This window comes from Larkinella soli (assembly GCF_003703975.1).
GTDB lineage: Bacteria > Bacteroidota > Bacteroidia > Cytophagales > Spirosomataceae > Larkinella > Larkinella soli.
The window spans coordinates 53,467-70,000 of the sequence record NZ_ML112623.1 but is presented as its reverse complement, the minus strand read 5'-3'; the positions used below and the strand labels follow the sequence as shown (position 1 = coordinate 70,000).

Here is a 16,534-nt window from a genome sequence, read left to right as displayed (position 1 = left end):
ACCGAAAGCCGATCCGGAGGCAGTTTTACGTTAAAAAGAGCTTATGAAGCCGTCATCCCGTAACCGCTATGCGATTCTGACCGTCCTGAGTCTTGCGACGTTTATTCTGTCTGGAAATTATTCAAAACCGCTTCCGGCCATCCCGCCCCGATTCGTGCAGGACTATTACAGGGCTTACAGCGGCACCCCCACGGCAGCCCGGCTCGCTCCTTTTTACGACGACGAGGTGGTACTGGAAGATCCTACCTTCGACTTCACCGGGCCGACCAAACAGGCCATTTTCCGAAACTTCGATCGGGCGAACCTGCCTAACCAATACGAATGGCGGATAAATCAGCAGATTACGGAAGGAAGCCGGCTTGTGACCGAAGGGATATTGCGCGCACGTTACCACGGAATCGCCTACGAAATGCGGTTTGTGAACATTTTTCATTTCCGGAACGGTAAAATTGTGCGTCAGTTCGATTATTATGACAATGCCGACTATTTTAAGGCGGTAAAAGCCTGGAAAGAGCGATGACGGCCTCCGAATACTTCATTTCAGTCCTTTGTGGCGCGGGCGTGTTACTGGGCATGGCCGTTTCCGGAATCCTCTGGTTTCGGCCGTTCCCCGACCGGCTTTCGAACCGGCTGCTGGCCACCGCCGTTTTCTGTACCTCCCTGCGCGTGGCCAAACCGCTTCTGGTGCTGTATGCCACCCTGCCGCCCGCCGTCGAATTTCTGGGGCTGGCCGCCGGCCTGCTGGCCCAGCCCGCCCTGTTGCTGTTTCTGCAAACCCGGCTGGAAGGCGCAGGAAAATGGAAACCGGCCTACGCCTGGCACGCGCTGCCCGCCGGTCTGTATACGCTCTGGTTTCTGAACCATCCCGCCTTCAGCCCGGCCGCCTATTCTCTGATTCTGGTTCATCACTTTCTTTACCTGGGCGGAAGTATCTATCTGGTAGTCAGCCACCGACAGGCTCATCCTGAGAAGATCTATGCCGGAATCGTCGGAGTGACGGCCGGTTTTGCGCTGATTCTTCTTTCCTATCTCCATGCCTGGCTCGTCGAAGCACCGATCGGTATCATGCTGAAAACGGCCACCCTGGGCTTTACGGTCCTGGTCGTTTTGCTCCTGTATGTTCTTGCCGGGAAAAAATTCCTTTTCGAAGAATCCCCCGGCCCGCGGTATGAACGTTCGAGGCTGCGTTCGGGCCAGTCACTGGCGATGTATCGGACCCTGGAGAAGGAAGTGCAGGAGAAACGGTGGTATCTGGATGCGGACCTGAGCCTGCCGAAGCTGGCCCGCCTGACCGGTTTTTCCGTTCGCGACATCTCGCAGGCCATCAACGAAAACGCCGGGACCAACCTGTCCGACTGGCTGAACGGCTTCCGGATCGCGGAAGCCCGGCGCCGGCTGGCCGACCCGGCCTGGCAGTCGGCCAAAATTGCCGCCATCGCCTACGATTGCGGTTTCAATACGCTTTCTTCCTTCAACACGGTCTTTAAAGCAAAAACCGCCCGGACTCCTTCCGAGTACCGGGCGTTATACCGGGTCAGTCCGAACTGATCGTTTGCCGTCGGAATCAGGTCCAGTACAGGATCGGCGCATCCGGGAACCGCTTCCGCCACTCGGCGTAAAAGAACGACTGCAGCCCCTTCATGTCTTCCGGCCGATACACGTATTTGATGCCGCCGAACTTATTCCGCTTTCCGGCCCGGTCCGCTTCGTTCATTTCCAGACTGGTGTTGGGATACCAGTCGAGCAGGACGGCTTTGCTGCCCGGCGTAAAGCGGTGGGTGATGAACTCGACCGTCAGGTCGCAGGGGAAGTCGAGGGCTTCGGCCAGGCGGTCGAGCAGGCCGGTATAGAGCTCGCGCCAGCCCGGAACGGGCATGATCGGCGCCAGCACCACCCCGACGGGATAACCGCCACCGCCCTGTTCAGCGGGCAAGGCCAGTTTGCGCAGCGCCTGAAGCCGGCCTTCGACCGGGGCCGTGCCGCCTTCCATGCGCCGGGCAATCGGCTCCGCATTCAGACTGACCCGGGCGCGGGTGCGGCCGTGGTGGGGCAGGTCGAGCAGGGAGTCCACCTGTTCGTATTTGGTCACAAATCGCAACTGGGCGTCGGGGCGGGTTCCGAAATACCGGACACACTCGGCCAGACTTCCGGTCAGGTGCTCGATCCCGATGACGTCCGTATAACAGCTCACCTCGAAGGTGGTGGTCTTGCCCGGCTGTTCGTACCGGGCGGTATTGGTCAGAAGCTGAGGCAGGTTAGCGAATACCCGCGTCACCGGCGGACCGGCCAGGCTGCCCGCCAGATAACAGTACTGGCAGTGGGCCGGACAGCCTTCGGCGAGGTTTACCTGCCAGTCGGCCGAGGGCGGAATGGGCTGGAGCCGGAAGGCACCCGGGGGCGCCTTCACCACCGCCAGCGTGTTTTTGGCAATGCGGTAAGTTTCGCGGGAGTCGGCTCCACGCAGGCCGGTGATTCGGTTGCTTTTCAGGATTTCCACCGGCAGATTCAGCGCGGTAACCCGCTCGAAGATCTGCTGCCCGAAGGGTTCCTCCAGCGCATCCGGCGTGAAGAGCACCCGTTTAGGCATCCAGAGCCGGGCCGGGCGACGAAGCGGTTGGGACAAATTGAGTTCCGAAGTAATCAGTTCCTGTGAAGTGTGCATAGATGGAGCGCCAGTTCGCTTTTCCGGGAGCAGAAAGGGCACGGACGGCGCTATTGAAATAACACTTTCAATGCAGTCATAATTCCTTGTGTTGAATTTAAGCAGTGATTTAATGTGTTGATTATCAGAAGATTCTAACTTAATTTTCGAAACCGGAGGAGATGCCGTCGCCCAAAGTCAGGTGGTTTTATATACGGCTGAATGCGTATCTTCCCGGCTGAACCGTGTCCGTTCCCCTTGTCCGGGGCCGGTTCAACTATTTAGAGACCAAAGTCCATAGCAGTCTGTAAAAGCAGCTTTTACGTTTCGTAAACAATCTTTTACCGGTCATTAACAGGCGGAAGGATAGGAACTTTTAGCTTTACGGCAATCCTTGAAAATAAAAAGAATGCGTTAAACGGATCTGATTGATCAGGGTATAGATTCATTTTAATTAAACCTGCAAAAAAATGAAAAAAGTCATTTATGCGCTGATCTTATCGCTGGTTGTGGTAAGCGGACTGGTATTTGCTAATCGTGAAATTAAAAATGAAGCGTCAAAAAAGTTAACCTCAAAGCCGCTCTCCGCTGCTGAAAGGAAAGCTGCATTGAAAAAATGGGAAGCTAGCCCTGATGGAATAATGTTTAAAAAATGGGAAGCATCGCCCGAAGGTAAAAAAGTCTATGCCGGTGAAGCTAAAATAAGGAAGCATATCAGAGCTTTTACCAATATGGAGGCTGTTGTTACCTCTCTTTCTCTTCCTCCGGGCTCACGATTAGGTTTCGGAGTGATGGTCAGGATTAATGGTGACGATTATATTCTTAGTTTTGGACCGGAAAAGCCTCACAAGAATTTTTTGAACTTTAACAGTGAATTTCACCAATTACATAGCCTGAAAGTTAACGACAGAATAATTATAAAAAGCCATGGTGTCATGCACGCGCCCAAGTATTCATATCCAATAGTGGTGGGTGACTATGTAGAGCGAGATAGTAAAATACTTTATAAACGTGCCCCTCGCAAAGGCGGATGCTAAGTACATTCTGAAATACATTTTACTTTATTCTTAAACTTATTTTTTATCTCCTGTTTGGTTTTGTCCACAGGAGATAAAAAATAAGTTTAAGTCCGAAACCAAATACGTACCCGCTTCCGGATGAATTGACACCGGATACATGGACTCCGGCGAATTCCGGGCGTTCGGGTTCCCCGCCGGCCCTTCAGGTTTACCGGACCAGCGACCGGGCTTTTTCAAGCGTGTCGTCGATGCCTTTCGCCATATTGGCCCGGTTGTTTTTGATCAGCACCGAGGGAATGACCCCGATGCCCTCGTAGCTGCGTCCGTCGGCAAACCGGGTTTTCTGGGTCGCCACCGTGAAATACCATCCGTTGGAAAGCTCCCGGCCGAGCTGGGTCGAGAGGGCGCCGTTGGTGGAATCTCCGATCAGAGTGGCCTGCGGTAACACTTTGAGCGCCATGGCCGTACGTTCCCCCGCGCTGACGCAGTACCGGTCTACCAGCACCAGCAGTTTTTTGTCGTAAAACGTCCCTCCGGCTTCCAGATACCAGTCGTACCAGCGCGTGAAGTCGTTCGGGTCCGGGCCGTTGCGCGTCGCGGAGCTGAACACCAGTCGACGCCGGTCGGTCAGCCGCACCAGATTTTCGTAGGCGTACGTAAAATCACCCCCGCCGTTATGGCGCAGGTCGATAATCAGGCCCTTCGCGTCGGCATACTGATCCAGCACCTTGTCGAGGATGGCCGTTTCGGGGCCGATGTCTTTCAGATACAGATAGGCCAGGCCGCCGGCCACCGTACCGTAGACGTACGCCGAGTCCGGGCCGATGGTGAAGCCGGGTTCGAGATACCGGCTGATCACGAGCGGCAGGGAAAACAGGTCGTTGTCGATCTTCTGCCGGAAGGTCCGGTTGGCGTTGAAGCCCTCGCGGCCGGGGGCGACCAGGTTCACGTGGCCGTCGTTCAGTTCACTGAGAAGGGCCGTGCAAACCCGGAAAACGTCGGTTTCCGTGCTTTGATCGGTCAGTTGGGAGCGGTATCGGGTTCGCAGGGCGCTCCAGTCGATGCCCCGGTCTTCGAAGGGGCCATACAGTTCCCGGAACTCCTGCCAGAGTTCGTCGAACACACCGACCGGATTCCGGGGGGCGGCCTGCGGGTCCGGGAGTTCCCGGCAGGAGGCCAGCAGAAACAGAAACAAAAGGCAGTAAATGGCTTTCATCGGTTAGATTTTCAGGCAAATACCCAAAGCGGCCATCTGTCGGGTTTGTCGGATGAGCCGGGGCGTGGTGTTCCGAAGATATTCGATCTGGTAAGCGGCCGATATGTCCAGCGACCGGGTCAGGGCCAGAGTCAGCCGGACTTCGGCGTTGACCTTCTGAAACCGGTCGACGGACTGGATTTCGCCCCGTTTCAGGTAGTTCAGCAGCGTCGGCAGAGCCTGATGGTTCATGTTGTCGCGCATATACTGATCGTCCTGAACCGCGTACGGCGACCGGCTGACCCAGCTGACCACCGGAAACCAGGTCTGGGCCGACACCGACAGGCGCGGAGTCAGCGGCTGGCGGAAGCTGAGCCAGGGCGATAACGAGAAGTGATTCAGGTAGTTGAAGTAGGTGCCGCGACCGTAGGCCTGGTCGGTGATCATCAGCTGATTGTCGCTCATCAGGCCGGCGGCCCACCGGCTTCCCAACCGCCTGGCATATCCGTAGCGGATATTCAGCAGGGAGGTCGACGTCGGGAAGGTGCCCAGTGGTTCGCCCCGGTCGTTCAGGTAGGAATAGTCGGGCTGCGACCGGATGTCGAACTGGGCAAAGCCGATGCTGAGGTGCGTCCGGGTTCTGGTTCGCGTCCGGTCGAGGGCCAACTGCACGTTGGTGGGCGAGGAACCGAGATAGACTCTGGGCGAGAGAAGCCGGTCGCTGCGGTTCAGGTGCTGGAGGCCTCCGCGCAGGCTGAGCCGGGTTCCGGGCGTTTCGGTCAGAGAGCCGGGCTGGGCGCCGGCACAGGCCGGCAGAAACGGTAGAAGGCAGCATAAGGCCAGCCACCTTCGGGTCGGATTCGGATGTCGTTTACTGTTCATCATCACAACGAAGCAAGCGGAGTCGAGAAACGGAATTGTTCGTTTTCTGCAAATCAATGCGGTTTTTGCCGGTTCGCGGCCTCGTGATCGGGCCGGTTTTGCCGAAGTAGGATTAAGCAGGGCTGAGGTAGGTGGGCTTACCGCTGCATCCATTTCCGGAAGGCCGGGGCGGTTTTCTGGCTGATCAGCAGTTCGGTGGTCACCGGCGCAACCAGCCGCAGCCGGATTTTGCCGAATTCGACGGTTTCCCACGAACCGCAGGCGGAAAGTTGCACGATGGCCTGACGGTTGATCCGGAAAAAACGGTCGGGGTCCAGCCGCTGCATGTAACACTGGAGCGGTTCGTCCAAGTGGTAGCGCAGGTTATCGAAGGTGACGACCCAGGTCAGCCCGTGTTCGAGGCAGATGAGGGCCACCCGCTCGGCGGGAATCTGAATCCGGCGGTTTCCGTTGGCGGCCAGCAGGCCGGTGAGGTAGGCCGGCCCGGATTCCGCCGGGCCGGAAGCGGACGCCGGTTCGCCGGTTTTGCCCAGAAAGTAAAGGATCACTGCGTAGAGGCCGTTGGCAAACCCGTTGAACAGCACGATGATCGGAAACTCAGTGACCAGAAAGGAATCCCCGGCGAAGATATTCTCCGGGTCGATCCAGCGGTATTGAAGATAGGTGATAAAATAAGCCAGCAGCGAAGCGGCCGCCACTCCGTACAGGCTCTGGGCCGCCAGCCGCCGGACCGGGGCCGAGTGCCAGCCAAGCCGCCGGTCGAGTTGCCGGGTGACGAAGCCCACGTAACCGAACAGCAGCCACGCGGCCGCGAAGGTGATGGCCACGTCGCGGTAATAGGGGGCCGTGCGGAGCAGGATGGGCAGCGGTTTATTGTCGAACGTAACCAGGAAAACGGCAATGAAGAGCGATCCGAGGATCTGGAGCCGGATTTCGCGCGAAAGTTTCATCTCAGACCGGGGCGGTAAGGGGTTCAGCCACTGTTGGTATGCCCTAAGACAGCTGTTGAACGAAATACCACTACCCCGCCCGGCGAAAATTGAGGGAAACGGCCGGGGACCACCCCCAGCCGGAGCGCCGGACCACCCCCCGGCCCCCTCCTTGGTAAGGAGGGGGTGGCTCCGCAGGGTTTAAATCGGGCAGCGCACTCCCCCTCCTGTTTTAGGAGGGGGCCGGGGGGGGGTTTCACTCCGACCGCAGCGAATGCACCGGATTCATCAGCGCGGCTTTGATCGACTGGATGCTGACGGTCAGCAGGGCGATGCCGATGGCCAGCAGCCCCGCCAGCACGAACATCCACCATTCGATGTCGATCCGGTAGGCGAAGTCGGCCAGCCAGCTTTTCATGGCGTACCAGGCCAGGGGGGAGGCAATGACGATGGCGATCAGCACCAGCTTCAGGAAGTCCTTCGACAAAAGAAGCACGATGCCGGCGACCGACGCGCCCAGCACCTTCCGCACCCCGATCTCTTTCGTCCGCTGCTGGGCCATGAAAGCCGCCAGCCCGAAAAGCCCCAGACACGCGATGAAAATGGACAGGGCCGTGAACAGGCTGAACAGCTTCCCGAACAGCTGCTCGCTCCGGTAGAACCGGGCAAATTCCTCGTCCACGATCTGGTATTCGAACGGCCACTCGGGAGCCAGCGCCTTCCACTTCGCTTTCATCACCTCCAGCGCGGCCGGAAGATGGCCCGGCTGCACCCGGACCACGAGGTAGGAGAACGCCGAGGGATAGATGTGCATTACCAGCGGCTCGATCTTCTGGTGCAGCGATTTGTAGTTGAAGTCTTTCACCACCCCGATCACGCGGCCCCGCTTGAGGGTGTCGGCCGGCGTGGAGGGGTTCCACTGGGGCCAGAGGATCGCTTTGCCGAGGGCCTGCTGCGGGGTTCCGAGGCCGAAGGCCGCGACGGCCGCTTCGTTCAGGACGAAACCCTCCTTCAGGTCCGTTCCGAATTTCCGGGAGAAGCTCCGGCCCGCAACCATCTTCATGCCCATCGCCGGGATGTAGTCCGCGTCGACGATGAACATATTGGTCCCGATCTCCTCGTCTTTCCCGGGCAGCCGGATGCCGTCACCCGCGAAGAGGCCGCCGGGAATGCCGTAGCAGGCCGTGGCCGCCCAGATGCCGGGGTGCCGCTGCAGATCGTTCTTGACGGCTTCGTAGCCTTCCTGCATCGCCTGGTTTCGGAGCGGCAGCACGACGGCCTGCTCTTTAGCGAAGCCCAGGTCTTTCTGCTGGATGTATCGAAGCTGCGAAAACACGACCGCCGTGCCGATGATCAGCACCGTCGAGGCCGTAAACTGCAGCACCACCAGCGTTTTACGGAGCGAAACGGCCCCCTTCCCCGTCGACCGGATCAGATGGCCCGCCAGCACCTGCACCGGCCGGAAGCCCGACAGGAAGAACGCCGGGTAAATTCCCGCCAGCCCCCCGACTACCCCGACCGCCACGACCAGTCCCAGCAGAAAACGGGGCCGGAAAAGCGTGCTCAGCGACAGGGACTTGTCGACCCAGTCCGTGAAGGAGGGGAGGATCAGGGCGGTCAGGCCGAGGGCAATGATCATGGCCAGGGCCGTCAGCAGCAGCGATTCACCCAGGAACTGCCCGATCAGCTGCCCCCGGTGGGCGCCGATGGCCTTGCGCAGCCCGACCTCCCTGGCCCGCGTCAGCGAACGGGCGGTGCTGAGGTTCATGAAGTTGAAACAGGCGATCAGCAGCGCAAAAACCGCAATGACGATCAGGGCGTAGACGTAGCGGATGTTGCCCTTCTGGGCGTTGTCGTATTCCAGGTCTGCCGACCGCAGGTGGATGTCGGTCAGGGGCTGGAGACGGGTCTGGTAACTCAGCCCGATCTTATCCAGTTCGGGTTTGGCATACCGGGCCAGCAGGCCGGGGAGCTTGGCTTCCAGCCGCGCCGGGTCGAAGCCGGGCGTCAGCGCGACGTAGGTGTGGAACTGCTGCCAGCGCCAGTTGGCGAGCCGGGCCGGATCGACGAAGGCCCGCAGGGTGCTGAACGAGCCGACCGCATTCACCTTCAGGTGCGACTGCGAAGGCAGGTCCTTCATGATGCCGGTGATCCGGAACGGGATCGCGTCGCCGAAGGAAAGCTTGAGTTGTTTGTTGATCGGGTCCTCGCTGCCGAAGAATTTTCGCGCCAGCGACTCCGAAATCACGATGGTATTGGCCCCTTGCAGTGCCAGTTTCGGATTGCCTCGCGTCAGCGGATAACCGAACACCTCGAAGAAGGTCGAATCGGCCAGCAGCAGGTCGTTTTCGAAGAATTTGGTCGTTCCGTAGGTCACCAGCGGGTTGCCGTTGAAGGCAAAGACCCGGGTCATCCGCTCCACTTCCGGGAAGTCGGCTTTCAGCGTCGGGCCGTAGGCGGGCGGGGTGGAGGCCGTCAGGCTCTGCCGACCCTCCGAAGTCCGGGCGTTCACGAGCCGGTAGATCCGGTCGGCGCCGGGCACGAACCGGTCGTAACTCAGTTCATCCTGAACGAACAGGTAAATGCTCAGGCAGCAGGCCAGACCGACGGAAAGCCCGACGATGTTGATGGCCGAAAAGCCCGGGTGACGCAGCAGGTTACGCAGGGCGATCTTAAGGTAATTGCGAATCATGTCCGGTTGAGGGCTGGTGAACTGACCCGCTCAAATCTCCGGCCAAAGACCCGGAAAGGCCGTCCCTGTTCCGTATGCGCTATTTCCCGGAAGGAATTAAAGCCGGTTTTGTCCGCAAATGGACAGGCTCCGTCCCTGAACGGACACTTCTTCCGGCGGTCGCATCCGGCCGGCCTTATCGCGACTTCCAGGCCAGCAGTTCGCCCTTCCCGACGGGCACCAGCGCGGTGACATAACCCGGCGTTTCCTCGATCCGGTTTTTGAACGGAACCATCTCCTCCTGGTGGGAAACCGCATTGTCGACCACGAGCAGCCCGCCCGGTTTCAGGCAGGCATCCAGCAATACCCACATGTTCTCATACTCCGACCGGTTGGCATCCAGAAAGATGAAGTCGAACGATTCGGCGGTCTGCGCCTGCAGGAACGCGCCGGCCTGCGTCACCGTCAGTTCGATCCGGTCGGCCAGACCGCTTTTGGCGAAGTTCTCCCGGGCCGCGGCCGCTTTGGACGCACTGTGTTCGACGGTAATCAGCCGGCTGCCCGTCTCCCGGGCCGCGTCGGCCAGCCAGAGCGTCGAGTACCCGTTGGAGGTTCCGATTTCCAGAATGGCCCGCGCATCGACGGCTTTGATCAGCAGGGAGAGAAACTCGCCCGTATCGGGGGTGATGTTCAGTAGTTTAGCACCTCGGTCCTGGGCCTCCGCATCGTTTTCGCAGCCGAAACGATAGAGGTCCTCCAGAAGCGAGCGCAATTGTGCATTCATGGGAAGATTCAATTCAATAGAGTTGATGAAGTTGGAATAAAAGTAGAAGGCGCCCGGCCCCGATGAGCCAAAATATTTATAAAGCGGATGAAGATTCTCGCGAGCGGTATCAAAGGCCGGAAGCCGGAGGAATCGACGGGCTTTTTTCAGAAAAGCGGTAGATAATGCGCAGGAATTGATTTATGGAAAGGAATATCGTTTTAACTATGGGATTTCCAGTAAAGAGCCGACCGGCCCGGTTCGGCTTCCCGGGGGTGCTCGCCCTGTTTTTTCTTCTGATCACCGGCATCCGGCCGGCCGGCGCGCAGGAACTCGTCCGGGCCGAGGAATGCCGGGTGCGGGCCGGGCTGCCCTATTTCTTCCGGAAGCTGGCCGACCGGATGCCGGTGAAGATCGCCTACTTGGGCGGCAGCATCACCGAAGCCGGGGGCGGCTGGCGCGAGCAGTCGGTGGCCTGGTTTCAGAGCCGCTACCCGCAGACTCCCATCGAATCCATCAATGCCGCCATCGGCGGAACCGGCTCCGACCTGGGGGTTTTCCGGCTCCGGGAGCAGGTGCTGAACCACCGGCCGGACCTGGTTTTCGTCGAGTTTGCGGTGAACGACAACGGGAAGCCGGCGGAACGAATCATGCAGGCGATGGAGGGCATCGTCCGGCAGATCCGCCGGGCCGACCCCAAAACCGACATCTGTTTCGTCTACACGGTGATGGCGTCGATGGCGCCGACGCTCTCGGCCGGCCGGTTTCCCGAGTCGGCCTCGACGATGGAGCGCGTGGCCGATCATTACGGCATCCCGTCGGTGCATCTGGGCCTGGAGGTGATCCGGCTGGCGGACCGGGGCGAGCTGGTGTTCAGGGGAAAACCGGATGAATTTCCCGGCAAACTGGTTTTCTCGCCCGATAACGTGCATCCCTACGCGCAAACCGGCCACCGGCTCTACACCGAAGCCCTGGCCCGGTCGATGACGCAGATCGCGGACCGGGGGGGAAAGCGAAAAAGCCGCCTGCCCGACCCGCTCCGGCCCGATCACTGGGAGCAGGCGCGGATGGAGAACGCCCGGAAAGCCGGCCGGACCGGAGGCTGGACGGTCATCACGCCCGCGACGGATACCGTAGCCCGGCGGCTGGCGAACCGGTTTTCGTCCCTGTTGAAGGCCGGCCGGCCGGGGGAACGCCTGCGGGTTCGCTTCCGCGGGACGCAGCTCGGCCTGTATGACGTGATGGGGCCGGGTTGCGGCCAGTACCGGGTCTTTGTCGACGGGCAGGAAATGCCGCCGGTGCCGCGTTTCGACGAGTTCTGTACCTATTACCGCTCCCACTATTTCCTGCTGCCGGCCGTGCCGATGGGCGATCATGTGGTGGAGTTCGAACTCGACGACCGGACGCTGGACAAAGCCGCCATCCTGGCCAGACGAAACCAGACCATCCCCGACCCGAAACCGTACGAACCGAAGAACGGCTATGCGGGACAGCTGCTGATCATCGGCGAATTGCTGGACGATCCGTCCGGGAAATAAGCCCTGCTTACGAAGAACCTGTTACTATTCCTGATACCAAACCTGATGACTCTCCTGTTTTTCTGCCCCCGCTGGGGCTGCTCCCACCTGCCCTGGCCGGAATTCTGCCGTCTGGTCAAAGCCGCCGGGTACGACGGCGTCGAGGCCGAAGTGCCGTTCGACGAAACGGAAAGAACCGCCATGCTCAACGCCCTGGCCGATGCGGGCCTGCTGCTGATCGGGCAGTACTACCAGTCGTTCGAGCAGGATTTCGGGGAACATATCCAAAGCTATGAGCGGTATCTGCGCCATCTGGCCCAGGCCCGGCCTCTGCTGATCAACGCCCAGACCGGGAAGGACTTTTTCCCGACGGAGGAAAATACCGATCTGTTTGCGCTGGCCGACGCCATCGAGCAGGAAACCGGCATCCCGGTCTGCCACGAAACTCACCGCAACAAGGCCCTGTTTGCCGCCCACGTCACGAAAGGCTACCTGGACCGCCTGCCGTTTCTGAAGCTGACCGGCGATTTTTCGCACTGGTGCTGTGTGTCGGAATCGCTGCTGGAGCAGCAGCCGCTGGCGATGGAGACGGCCTGCCGACGGACGAACCATTTCCACGCGCGGGTCGGTCATTCGCAGGGGGCGCAGGTGTCGGACCCCCGGCTGCCGGAGTGGAAACCGGCGCTGGATGCGCACCTGGTCTGGTGGGACGCCATCGTCGCAAACCGCCGGGAAGCGGGGGCCGACCGACTGACGATCACCGCCGAGTTCGGTCCGGCGCCTTATATGCCGCCCGTGCCGTTCACGAATATGCCCATCGCCAACCAGTGGGAGATCAACGTTTACATGATGCAGTTGCTGAAGGCGCGGTATGCCGGGCCGGTCTGAAACCCGCCGATCTCAGTTCCGGGCCGGAAGATAAACCCTGAAATGGGCGCCCTCGCCGGGTTTGCTGCCGGCGGTGAGCCAGCCGCCGTGCCGTTCGGCCACTTTTTTGCAGATGGCCAGCCCGATGCCGCTGCCCGGATACTGGTTTTTGCCGTGCAGCCGCTGGAAGAGCTGGAAGATGCGTTCAAGGTATTTCTCGTCGAAGCCGATGCCGTTATCCCGGACGCCGATTTCCCACCAGCCCGGGACATTGCGGGACTTCAGCGGGCCGGGAGCCTGATCGGGCGTCAGCCGGACGGCGCGGACGACCACCACCGGCGGGTGGCCGGGCCGGTTAAATTTCAGGGCGTTGGAGAGGAGGTTGCTGAAAAGCTGCCAGAGCTGGCTCCGGTCTCCGTCGACTTCGGGCAGCGGGCCGACCTCCAGCCGGGCGTCGGCCGTGGCGATGCGGTGGGCCAGGTCGGTCCGGATCTCCTCGACCAGGCGGCCGAGCGGCACCGGCTCGAACGGTTTCCCGTGGGTCGAGATGCGGGAGTAGGCCAGGATGTCGCGGATCAGGTCGCTCATCCGGGCGGAGGCCACCTGCATCCGCCGGACCAGATCCTGGGCCTCCTGCGGCAGGTTGCTCTGGTAGCGGGTCACCAGCACGTCACCGAAGGCCTGAATCTTCCGCAGGGGTTCCTGAAGGTCGTGCGAAGCCACGTAGGCGAACGACTGGAGGTTTTCGTTGGACTCCATCAGCTGCTCGTTGGCGGCTTCGAGCCGGCGCTGGTAGGTCCGCTGGTTTTCTTCAGCCCGCTTTTCGGCCGTTTTGTCCATGACCGTCAACACGATGCCGTCCCCGCGTTTGACCACTGAGAGGTTGAACCAGCCCAGGCCGGTCCCGTAATTGTATTCGATGTCGGCCCGGAACGGTTTCCCGGTTTCGACCACCTCTACATACCGGTCGAACAGGCCGTTGTCGCGCACGTCCGGGAAGAACTCCATCATCGTTCGGCCGATCACCTGCTCGTCGGTCCGACTGACCCGCTGGCGGTTGGCCTCATTCTGAAGGATATACCGGAAGTCGACGACGGCGCCCTGGTCGTTCCGGACGGCGTCGAAGGCGATGATGCCGTTCTGGGACCCGTCCAGCACCGACCGCAGCAGCCGGGTCTGTTCCTCCGACTGTTTCTGCGCCTTTTTCAGTTCGTTCAGGATCTGGTAGGTCATCACGATGCGGTTCTCGTCGATCCGGACCACCTGCCCCAGTATGTAGTTGTCGACCCCGTCCCAGATGTAATGATCTTCAAACTGCTGCGGAGCGCCGGCCTCCAGAACCATCCGGTAGGCGGGCCAGAATCCCGAATTCGGAAGGCCCGGAAACAGCCGCAGCACCGATTCGCCGATCACCTGCCCGCGCGATAGGCCGGTGTCGTGCAGCACCTGTTCGCTGACGTATTCGTAGCGCAGGTCGATGACTTCTCCGCGCTCGTCGCGCTCCAGGCGGAAGATGGCCATGCCGTGCAGCATGGAAGACAGAACCGCGTTGAAGGTTTCGGCCTGGTATTGCTTTTCCTGCTGGGCTTTTCGGGTCTGGGTGATGTCCGAACCGACGACGACCAGCCCGTCTCCCCAGCGGACGACGCTCATCTCGTACCAGGCATCGTAGCCGTCGAACGGATAGTGGGTTTCGAACTGCTGCGGTTCGCCCGTTTCGTAGGCCCGCTGCCAGTATTCGAGAAAGTCGGCCTGGCCGGCGTTGGGAAACAGTTCTTTTAGAGTGCGTCCGACGATTTCGCCCTGGGGCCGGCCGAACAGCCCGGCGGCCACCGCATTGACCGCCACATACCGGTAGTCGGGGAGGCTGCCGTCCGGTCCCGGAACGGCTTCGCAGGCCATGATGGCCGTGGGAGACGCGTTCAGGATGCTGTCGAGCAGTTCCTGTTTCCGGCGGGCGTCGATCTCCGATTCTTTCAGGGCCGTGACGTCCACGTAGGTGTACAGAAGCCCGTCGCCGATTTTGATATAGCTGCCGTCGAACCAGCCGTCCCAGCCGTACTCGCCGTAGGGTGCCACGTTCGTCTGCGGCCGGCCGGTTTCGACTACTTCCACCATGCGCCGGAACAGTTCGGTTTCCTGCCAGCCCGGGAAGGCTTCGGCCACGAGCCGCCCCGTCAGTTCGAGGGCGGTTTTGCGGCCCAGACTGGCGTTGTATTCATTGGTCAGCCGGTAGCGGAAATCGACGATGGGCCCCGGCTCGCCGTTGGGGCCGGGTGAGCGGACGGCGTCGAGCAGCAGCAGACCGGCTTTGAGGTTATCGACCACCGTCTGCAGCAGTTCCGACTGTTTTCGCTGGTCTTCTTCGGCCTGCCGGATGGCCGTAATGTCTACCAGCGTATGGAGCAGGCGGTTTCCGACCCGGTCGATGCTGACCTCGAACCAGCCCCTGAACCCGAAATTGTCGTGATACAGAACCGCCGTGTGGGGTTCGCCGGTGGCCAGCACCTGTCGGTGAATCCCAAACCGCTCCGTCTCCTGCCAGCCGACCATGATTTCGCCCAGCGGCCGCCCGTCGGTCAGTTCCTTCACCGACCGCCCGAACGTTCGGGCGGTATACTGGTTGACCAGCACGATGCGGAAGTCGGTGACGTCCCCGGCCTCATCGTACACCGGTTCCATGAGCGAAATGCCCGCCTGGGTCTGGTCGACGATCGTCTGGAGCAGGCGGGTTTGCCGCTGTAGTTCCTCCGAGGCTTTTCGCTGGGCGGTGATATCCGAGAAGGTCACCACCAGACCGTCGTCCTGGCGCGTAATGCAGACGTCGACCCACACCCCGAAGTCGGCGTAATGCTTCTGGGTCCGGATCGGTTTGCCGGTTTCGCAGACCTGTACGAAGGGGTGAAAGAGTCCTTTGGATTTCTGTTCGGGAAACAGTTCCGACGCCAGCCGGCCCACGATCCGGTCGGCGGGCAGACCACGCATCCGGGCGGCCGTCTCGTTGATGTGCCGGATGTAAAAATCGACGATGGGGCCGGGTTCCTGATCCGTCGTCGGCCGGCGCACGGCCTCATAGACTACGATGCCGGTATAGACGTTGTTGAACACCTGCTCCAGCAGGTCGGCCTGCCGGCTTCTCCGTTCGTCGCTTATATCCTCGAAAGAGGCCAGGATGCCTCCGTCCCAGGGCGTCAGTTTCTGCCGCAGCCACCGCCCGGCCCCTTCGAAAAAATGGTCCAACTCCTGTTCCTGGCCCGTCCGGATTACCCCGGCCCATCGCTCGAAAATACCGTTCTCCAGCCCGAGCGGGTCGCAGGTAAGCATGGTTTCGGTCAGCATCCGGTGGCGCGGGAAACCGGTCATGCGGCAGATGGCTTCGTTGCACTCCTCGACCTGGAAGTCGACGATGCGGTTTTCGGAATCGCGCAGCGGGCGGCTGAAAACCAGACCGCAGGTGGCCGTATCCAGCAGGCGTCTCAGCAGCCCGTCGCCGGACGGGGTCAGGGTCGGCGGCCGGCCGGCCGCCGGCGTCTCATTGTAGAGGATCAGGAGGCCGTCGCCCTGCGGGAAGACCGACCACTCGAAGAACCGGATGCCGGCCGGGGTATGGAACCCCTGCCGCAGGCTGATCTGCCGCCGGGTTTCGACGACCTCGACACACTGCCGAAACAGCAGGGCGGCTTCCTCGTCAGGATGCAGTTCCCGAAGCAGGCCGGACATCGTCAGGCCGGAGGTCTGGTCGGGCAGGCCCGGGCTGTGGGGGCCGTTCTGAACGTGGAAGGACGTGAGCCACAGGTCCGAAACCTTTCCGTTCGCGTCCCGAACGGCGCTGAAGGTCACAACTCCGTTTGCCGGCAGGGAAAGGTTCCGGTCAAGGGTGAACAGGAGTTGGGTTGGCTGATTCATGGGGCGGAAGGAGGGCCGTAGCCGATACACCGATAACGATACGACAAAACGGCGGCAAGTGCAAGTAATTCCAAAAAGTACGAGCCAGTACCGGCGGACTGATCCCCCGGTTGCTCCGTCGGCCTGTCAACAAAACGGCCCTCC

12 protein-coding genes are annotated in these 16,534 nt (G+C 60.7%); 5 read left to right on the top strand and 7 right to left on the bottom strand.

What is annotated here, in order from left to right; all coding sequences use genetic code 11:
• Positions 1 to 43: 43 nt before the first annotated feature.
• Together DX909_RS01655 and DX909_RS01650 are read left to right on the top strand one after the other, a co-directional pair.
• A complete protein-coding gene (locus tag DX909_RS01655) occupies positions 44 to 520 on the top strand; it encodes a nuclear transport factor 2 family protein (RefSeq protein WP_128543316.1) in 477 nt (158 codons plus the stop codon).
• On the top strand, positions 517 to 1,548 hold the full coding sequence (locus tag DX909_RS01650) for a helix-turn-helix domain-containing protein (protein WP_128543315.1): 1,032 nt from the start codon (positions 517 to 519) through the stop codon (positions 1,546 to 1,548). Before DX909_RS01655 ends, DX909_RS01650 begins: the two co-directional genes overlap by 4 nt.
• A 16-nt stretch (positions 1,549 to 1,564) precedes the next feature.
• On the opposite strand, the gene DX909_RS01645 is transcribed toward DX909_RS01650, so the two are convergent.
• A complete protein-coding gene (locus DX909_RS01645; protein ID WP_229310909.1) occupies positions 1,565 to 2,662 on the bottom strand; it encodes a spore photoproduct lyase family protein in 1,098 nt (365 codons plus the stop codon).
• A gap of 449 nt (positions 2,663 to 3,111) precedes the next feature.
• Here DX909_RS01645 and DX909_RS01640 point away from each other — a divergent pair, with 449 nt between their 5' ends.
• Positions 3,112 to 3,678, top strand: a complete 567-nt coding sequence (locus tag DX909_RS01640) for a hypothetical protein (RefSeq protein ID WP_128543314.1) — start codon at positions 3,112 to 3,114, stop codon at positions 3,676 to 3,678.
• Positions 3,679 to 3,868: 190 nt separating this feature from the next.
• Here the strand turns inward: DX909_RS01640 and DX909_RS01635 are convergent, their stop codons facing one another.
• The 5 genes from DX909_RS01635 to DX909_RS01615 form a co-directional block, all read right to left on the bottom strand.
• On the bottom strand, positions 3,869 to 4,876 hold the full coding sequence (locus DX909_RS01635) for a S41 family peptidase (protein ID WP_128543313.1): 1,008 nt from the start codon (positions 4,874 to 4,876) through the stop codon (positions 3,869 to 3,871).
• A 3-nt stretch (positions 4,877 to 4,879) separates the two neighbouring features.
• Entirely contained in the window at positions 4,880 to 5,737 is an 858-nt protein-coding gene (locus tag DX909_RS01630; protein WP_128543312.1) for a hypothetical protein, read from the bottom strand.
• Between the two features lie 137 nt (positions 5,738 to 5,874).
• On the bottom strand, positions 5,875 to 6,687 hold the full coding sequence (locus tag DX909_RS01625; RefSeq protein ID WP_128543311.1) for a LytTR family DNA-binding domain-containing protein: 813 nt from the start codon (positions 6,685 to 6,687) through the stop codon (positions 5,875 to 5,877).
• Between the two features lie 235 nt (positions 6,688 to 6,922).
• A complete protein-coding gene (locus tag DX909_RS01620; RefSeq protein ID WP_128543310.1) occupies positions 6,923 to 9,358 on the bottom strand; it encodes an ABC transporter permease in 2,436 nt (811 codons plus the stop codon).
• A 175-nt stretch (positions 9,359 to 9,533) separates the two neighbouring features.
• On the bottom strand, positions 9,534 to 10,121 hold the full coding sequence (locus DX909_RS01615; protein ID WP_128543309.1) for an O-methyltransferase: 588 nt from the start codon (positions 10,119 to 10,121) through the stop codon (positions 9,534 to 9,536).
• Positions 10,122 to 10,327: 206 nt separating this feature from the next.
• Between DX909_RS01615 and DX909_RS01610 the strand changes: the two genes are divergently transcribed.
• Together DX909_RS01610 and DX909_RS01605 are read left to right on the top strand one after the other, a co-directional pair.
• Entirely contained in the window at positions 10,328 to 11,638 is a 1,311-nt protein-coding gene (locus DX909_RS01610) for an SGNH/GDSL hydrolase family protein (RefSeq protein WP_164851168.1), read from the top strand.
• A 45-nt stretch (positions 11,639 to 11,683) separates the two neighbouring features.
• Positions 11,684 to 12,505, top strand: a complete 822-nt coding sequence (locus DX909_RS01605) for a sugar phosphate isomerase/epimerase family protein (RefSeq protein ID WP_128543307.1) — start codon at positions 11,684 to 11,686, stop codon at positions 12,503 to 12,505.
• A gap of 12 nt (positions 12,506 to 12,517) precedes the next feature.
• Here the strand turns inward: DX909_RS01605 and DX909_RS01600 are convergent, their stop codons facing one another.
• On the bottom strand, positions 12,518 to 16,390 hold the full coding sequence (locus DX909_RS01600; protein WP_128543306.1) for a PAS domain-containing protein: 3,873 nt from the start codon (positions 16,388 to 16,390) through the stop codon (positions 12,518 to 12,520).
• Positions 16,391 to 16,534 lie beyond the last annotated feature (144 nt).

Excerpts from the sequence above, each read along its gene's own strand:
- DX909_RS01650 (WP_128543315.1), top strand. The coding sequence starts at position 517 with ATGACGGCCTCCGAATACTTCATTTCAGTCCTTTGTGGCGCGGGCGTG.
- DX909_RS01615 (WP_128543309.1), bottom strand. The coding sequence starts at position 10,121 with ATGAATGCACAATTGCGCTCGCTTCTGGAGGACCTCTATCGTTTCGGC.
- DX909_RS01630 (WP_128543312.1), bottom strand. The coding sequence starts at position 5,737 with ATGAACAGTAAACGACATCCGAATCCGACCCGAAGGTGGCTGGCCTTA.
- DX909_RS01605 (WP_128543307.1), top strand. The coding sequence starts at position 11,684 with ATGACTCTCCTGTTTTTCTGCCCCCGCTGGGGCTGCTCCCACCTGCCC.
- DX909_RS01620 (WP_128543310.1), bottom strand. The coding sequence starts at position 9,358 with ATGATTCGCAATTACCTTAAGATCGCCCTGCGTAACCTGCTGCGTCAC.
- DX909_RS01610 (WP_164851168.1), top strand. The coding sequence starts at position 10,328 with ATGGGATTTCCAGTAAAGAGCCGACCGGCCCGGTTCGGCTTCCCGGGG.
- DX909_RS01600 (WP_128543306.1), bottom strand. The coding sequence starts at position 16,390 with ATGAATCAGCCAACCCAACTCCTGTTCACCCTTGACCGGAACCTTTCC.
- DX909_RS01625 (WP_128543311.1), bottom strand. The coding sequence starts at position 6,687 with ATGAAACTTTCGCGCGAAATCCGGCTCCAGATCCTCGGATCGCTCTTC.
- DX909_RS01635 (WP_128543313.1), bottom strand. The coding sequence starts at position 4,876 with ATGAAAGCCATTTACTGCCTTTTGTTTCTGTTTCTGCTGGCCTCCTGC.
- DX909_RS01655 (WP_128543316.1), top strand. The coding sequence starts at position 44 with ATGAAGCCGTCATCCCGTAACCGCTATGCGATTCTGACCGTCCTGAGT.
- DX909_RS01645 (WP_229310909.1), bottom strand. The coding sequence starts at position 2,662 with ATGCACACTTCACAGGAACTGATTACTTCGGAACTCAATTTGTCCCAA.
- DX909_RS01640 (WP_128543314.1), top strand. The coding sequence starts at position 3,112 with ATGAAAAAAGTCATTTATGCGCTGATCTTATCGCTGGTTGTGGTAAGC.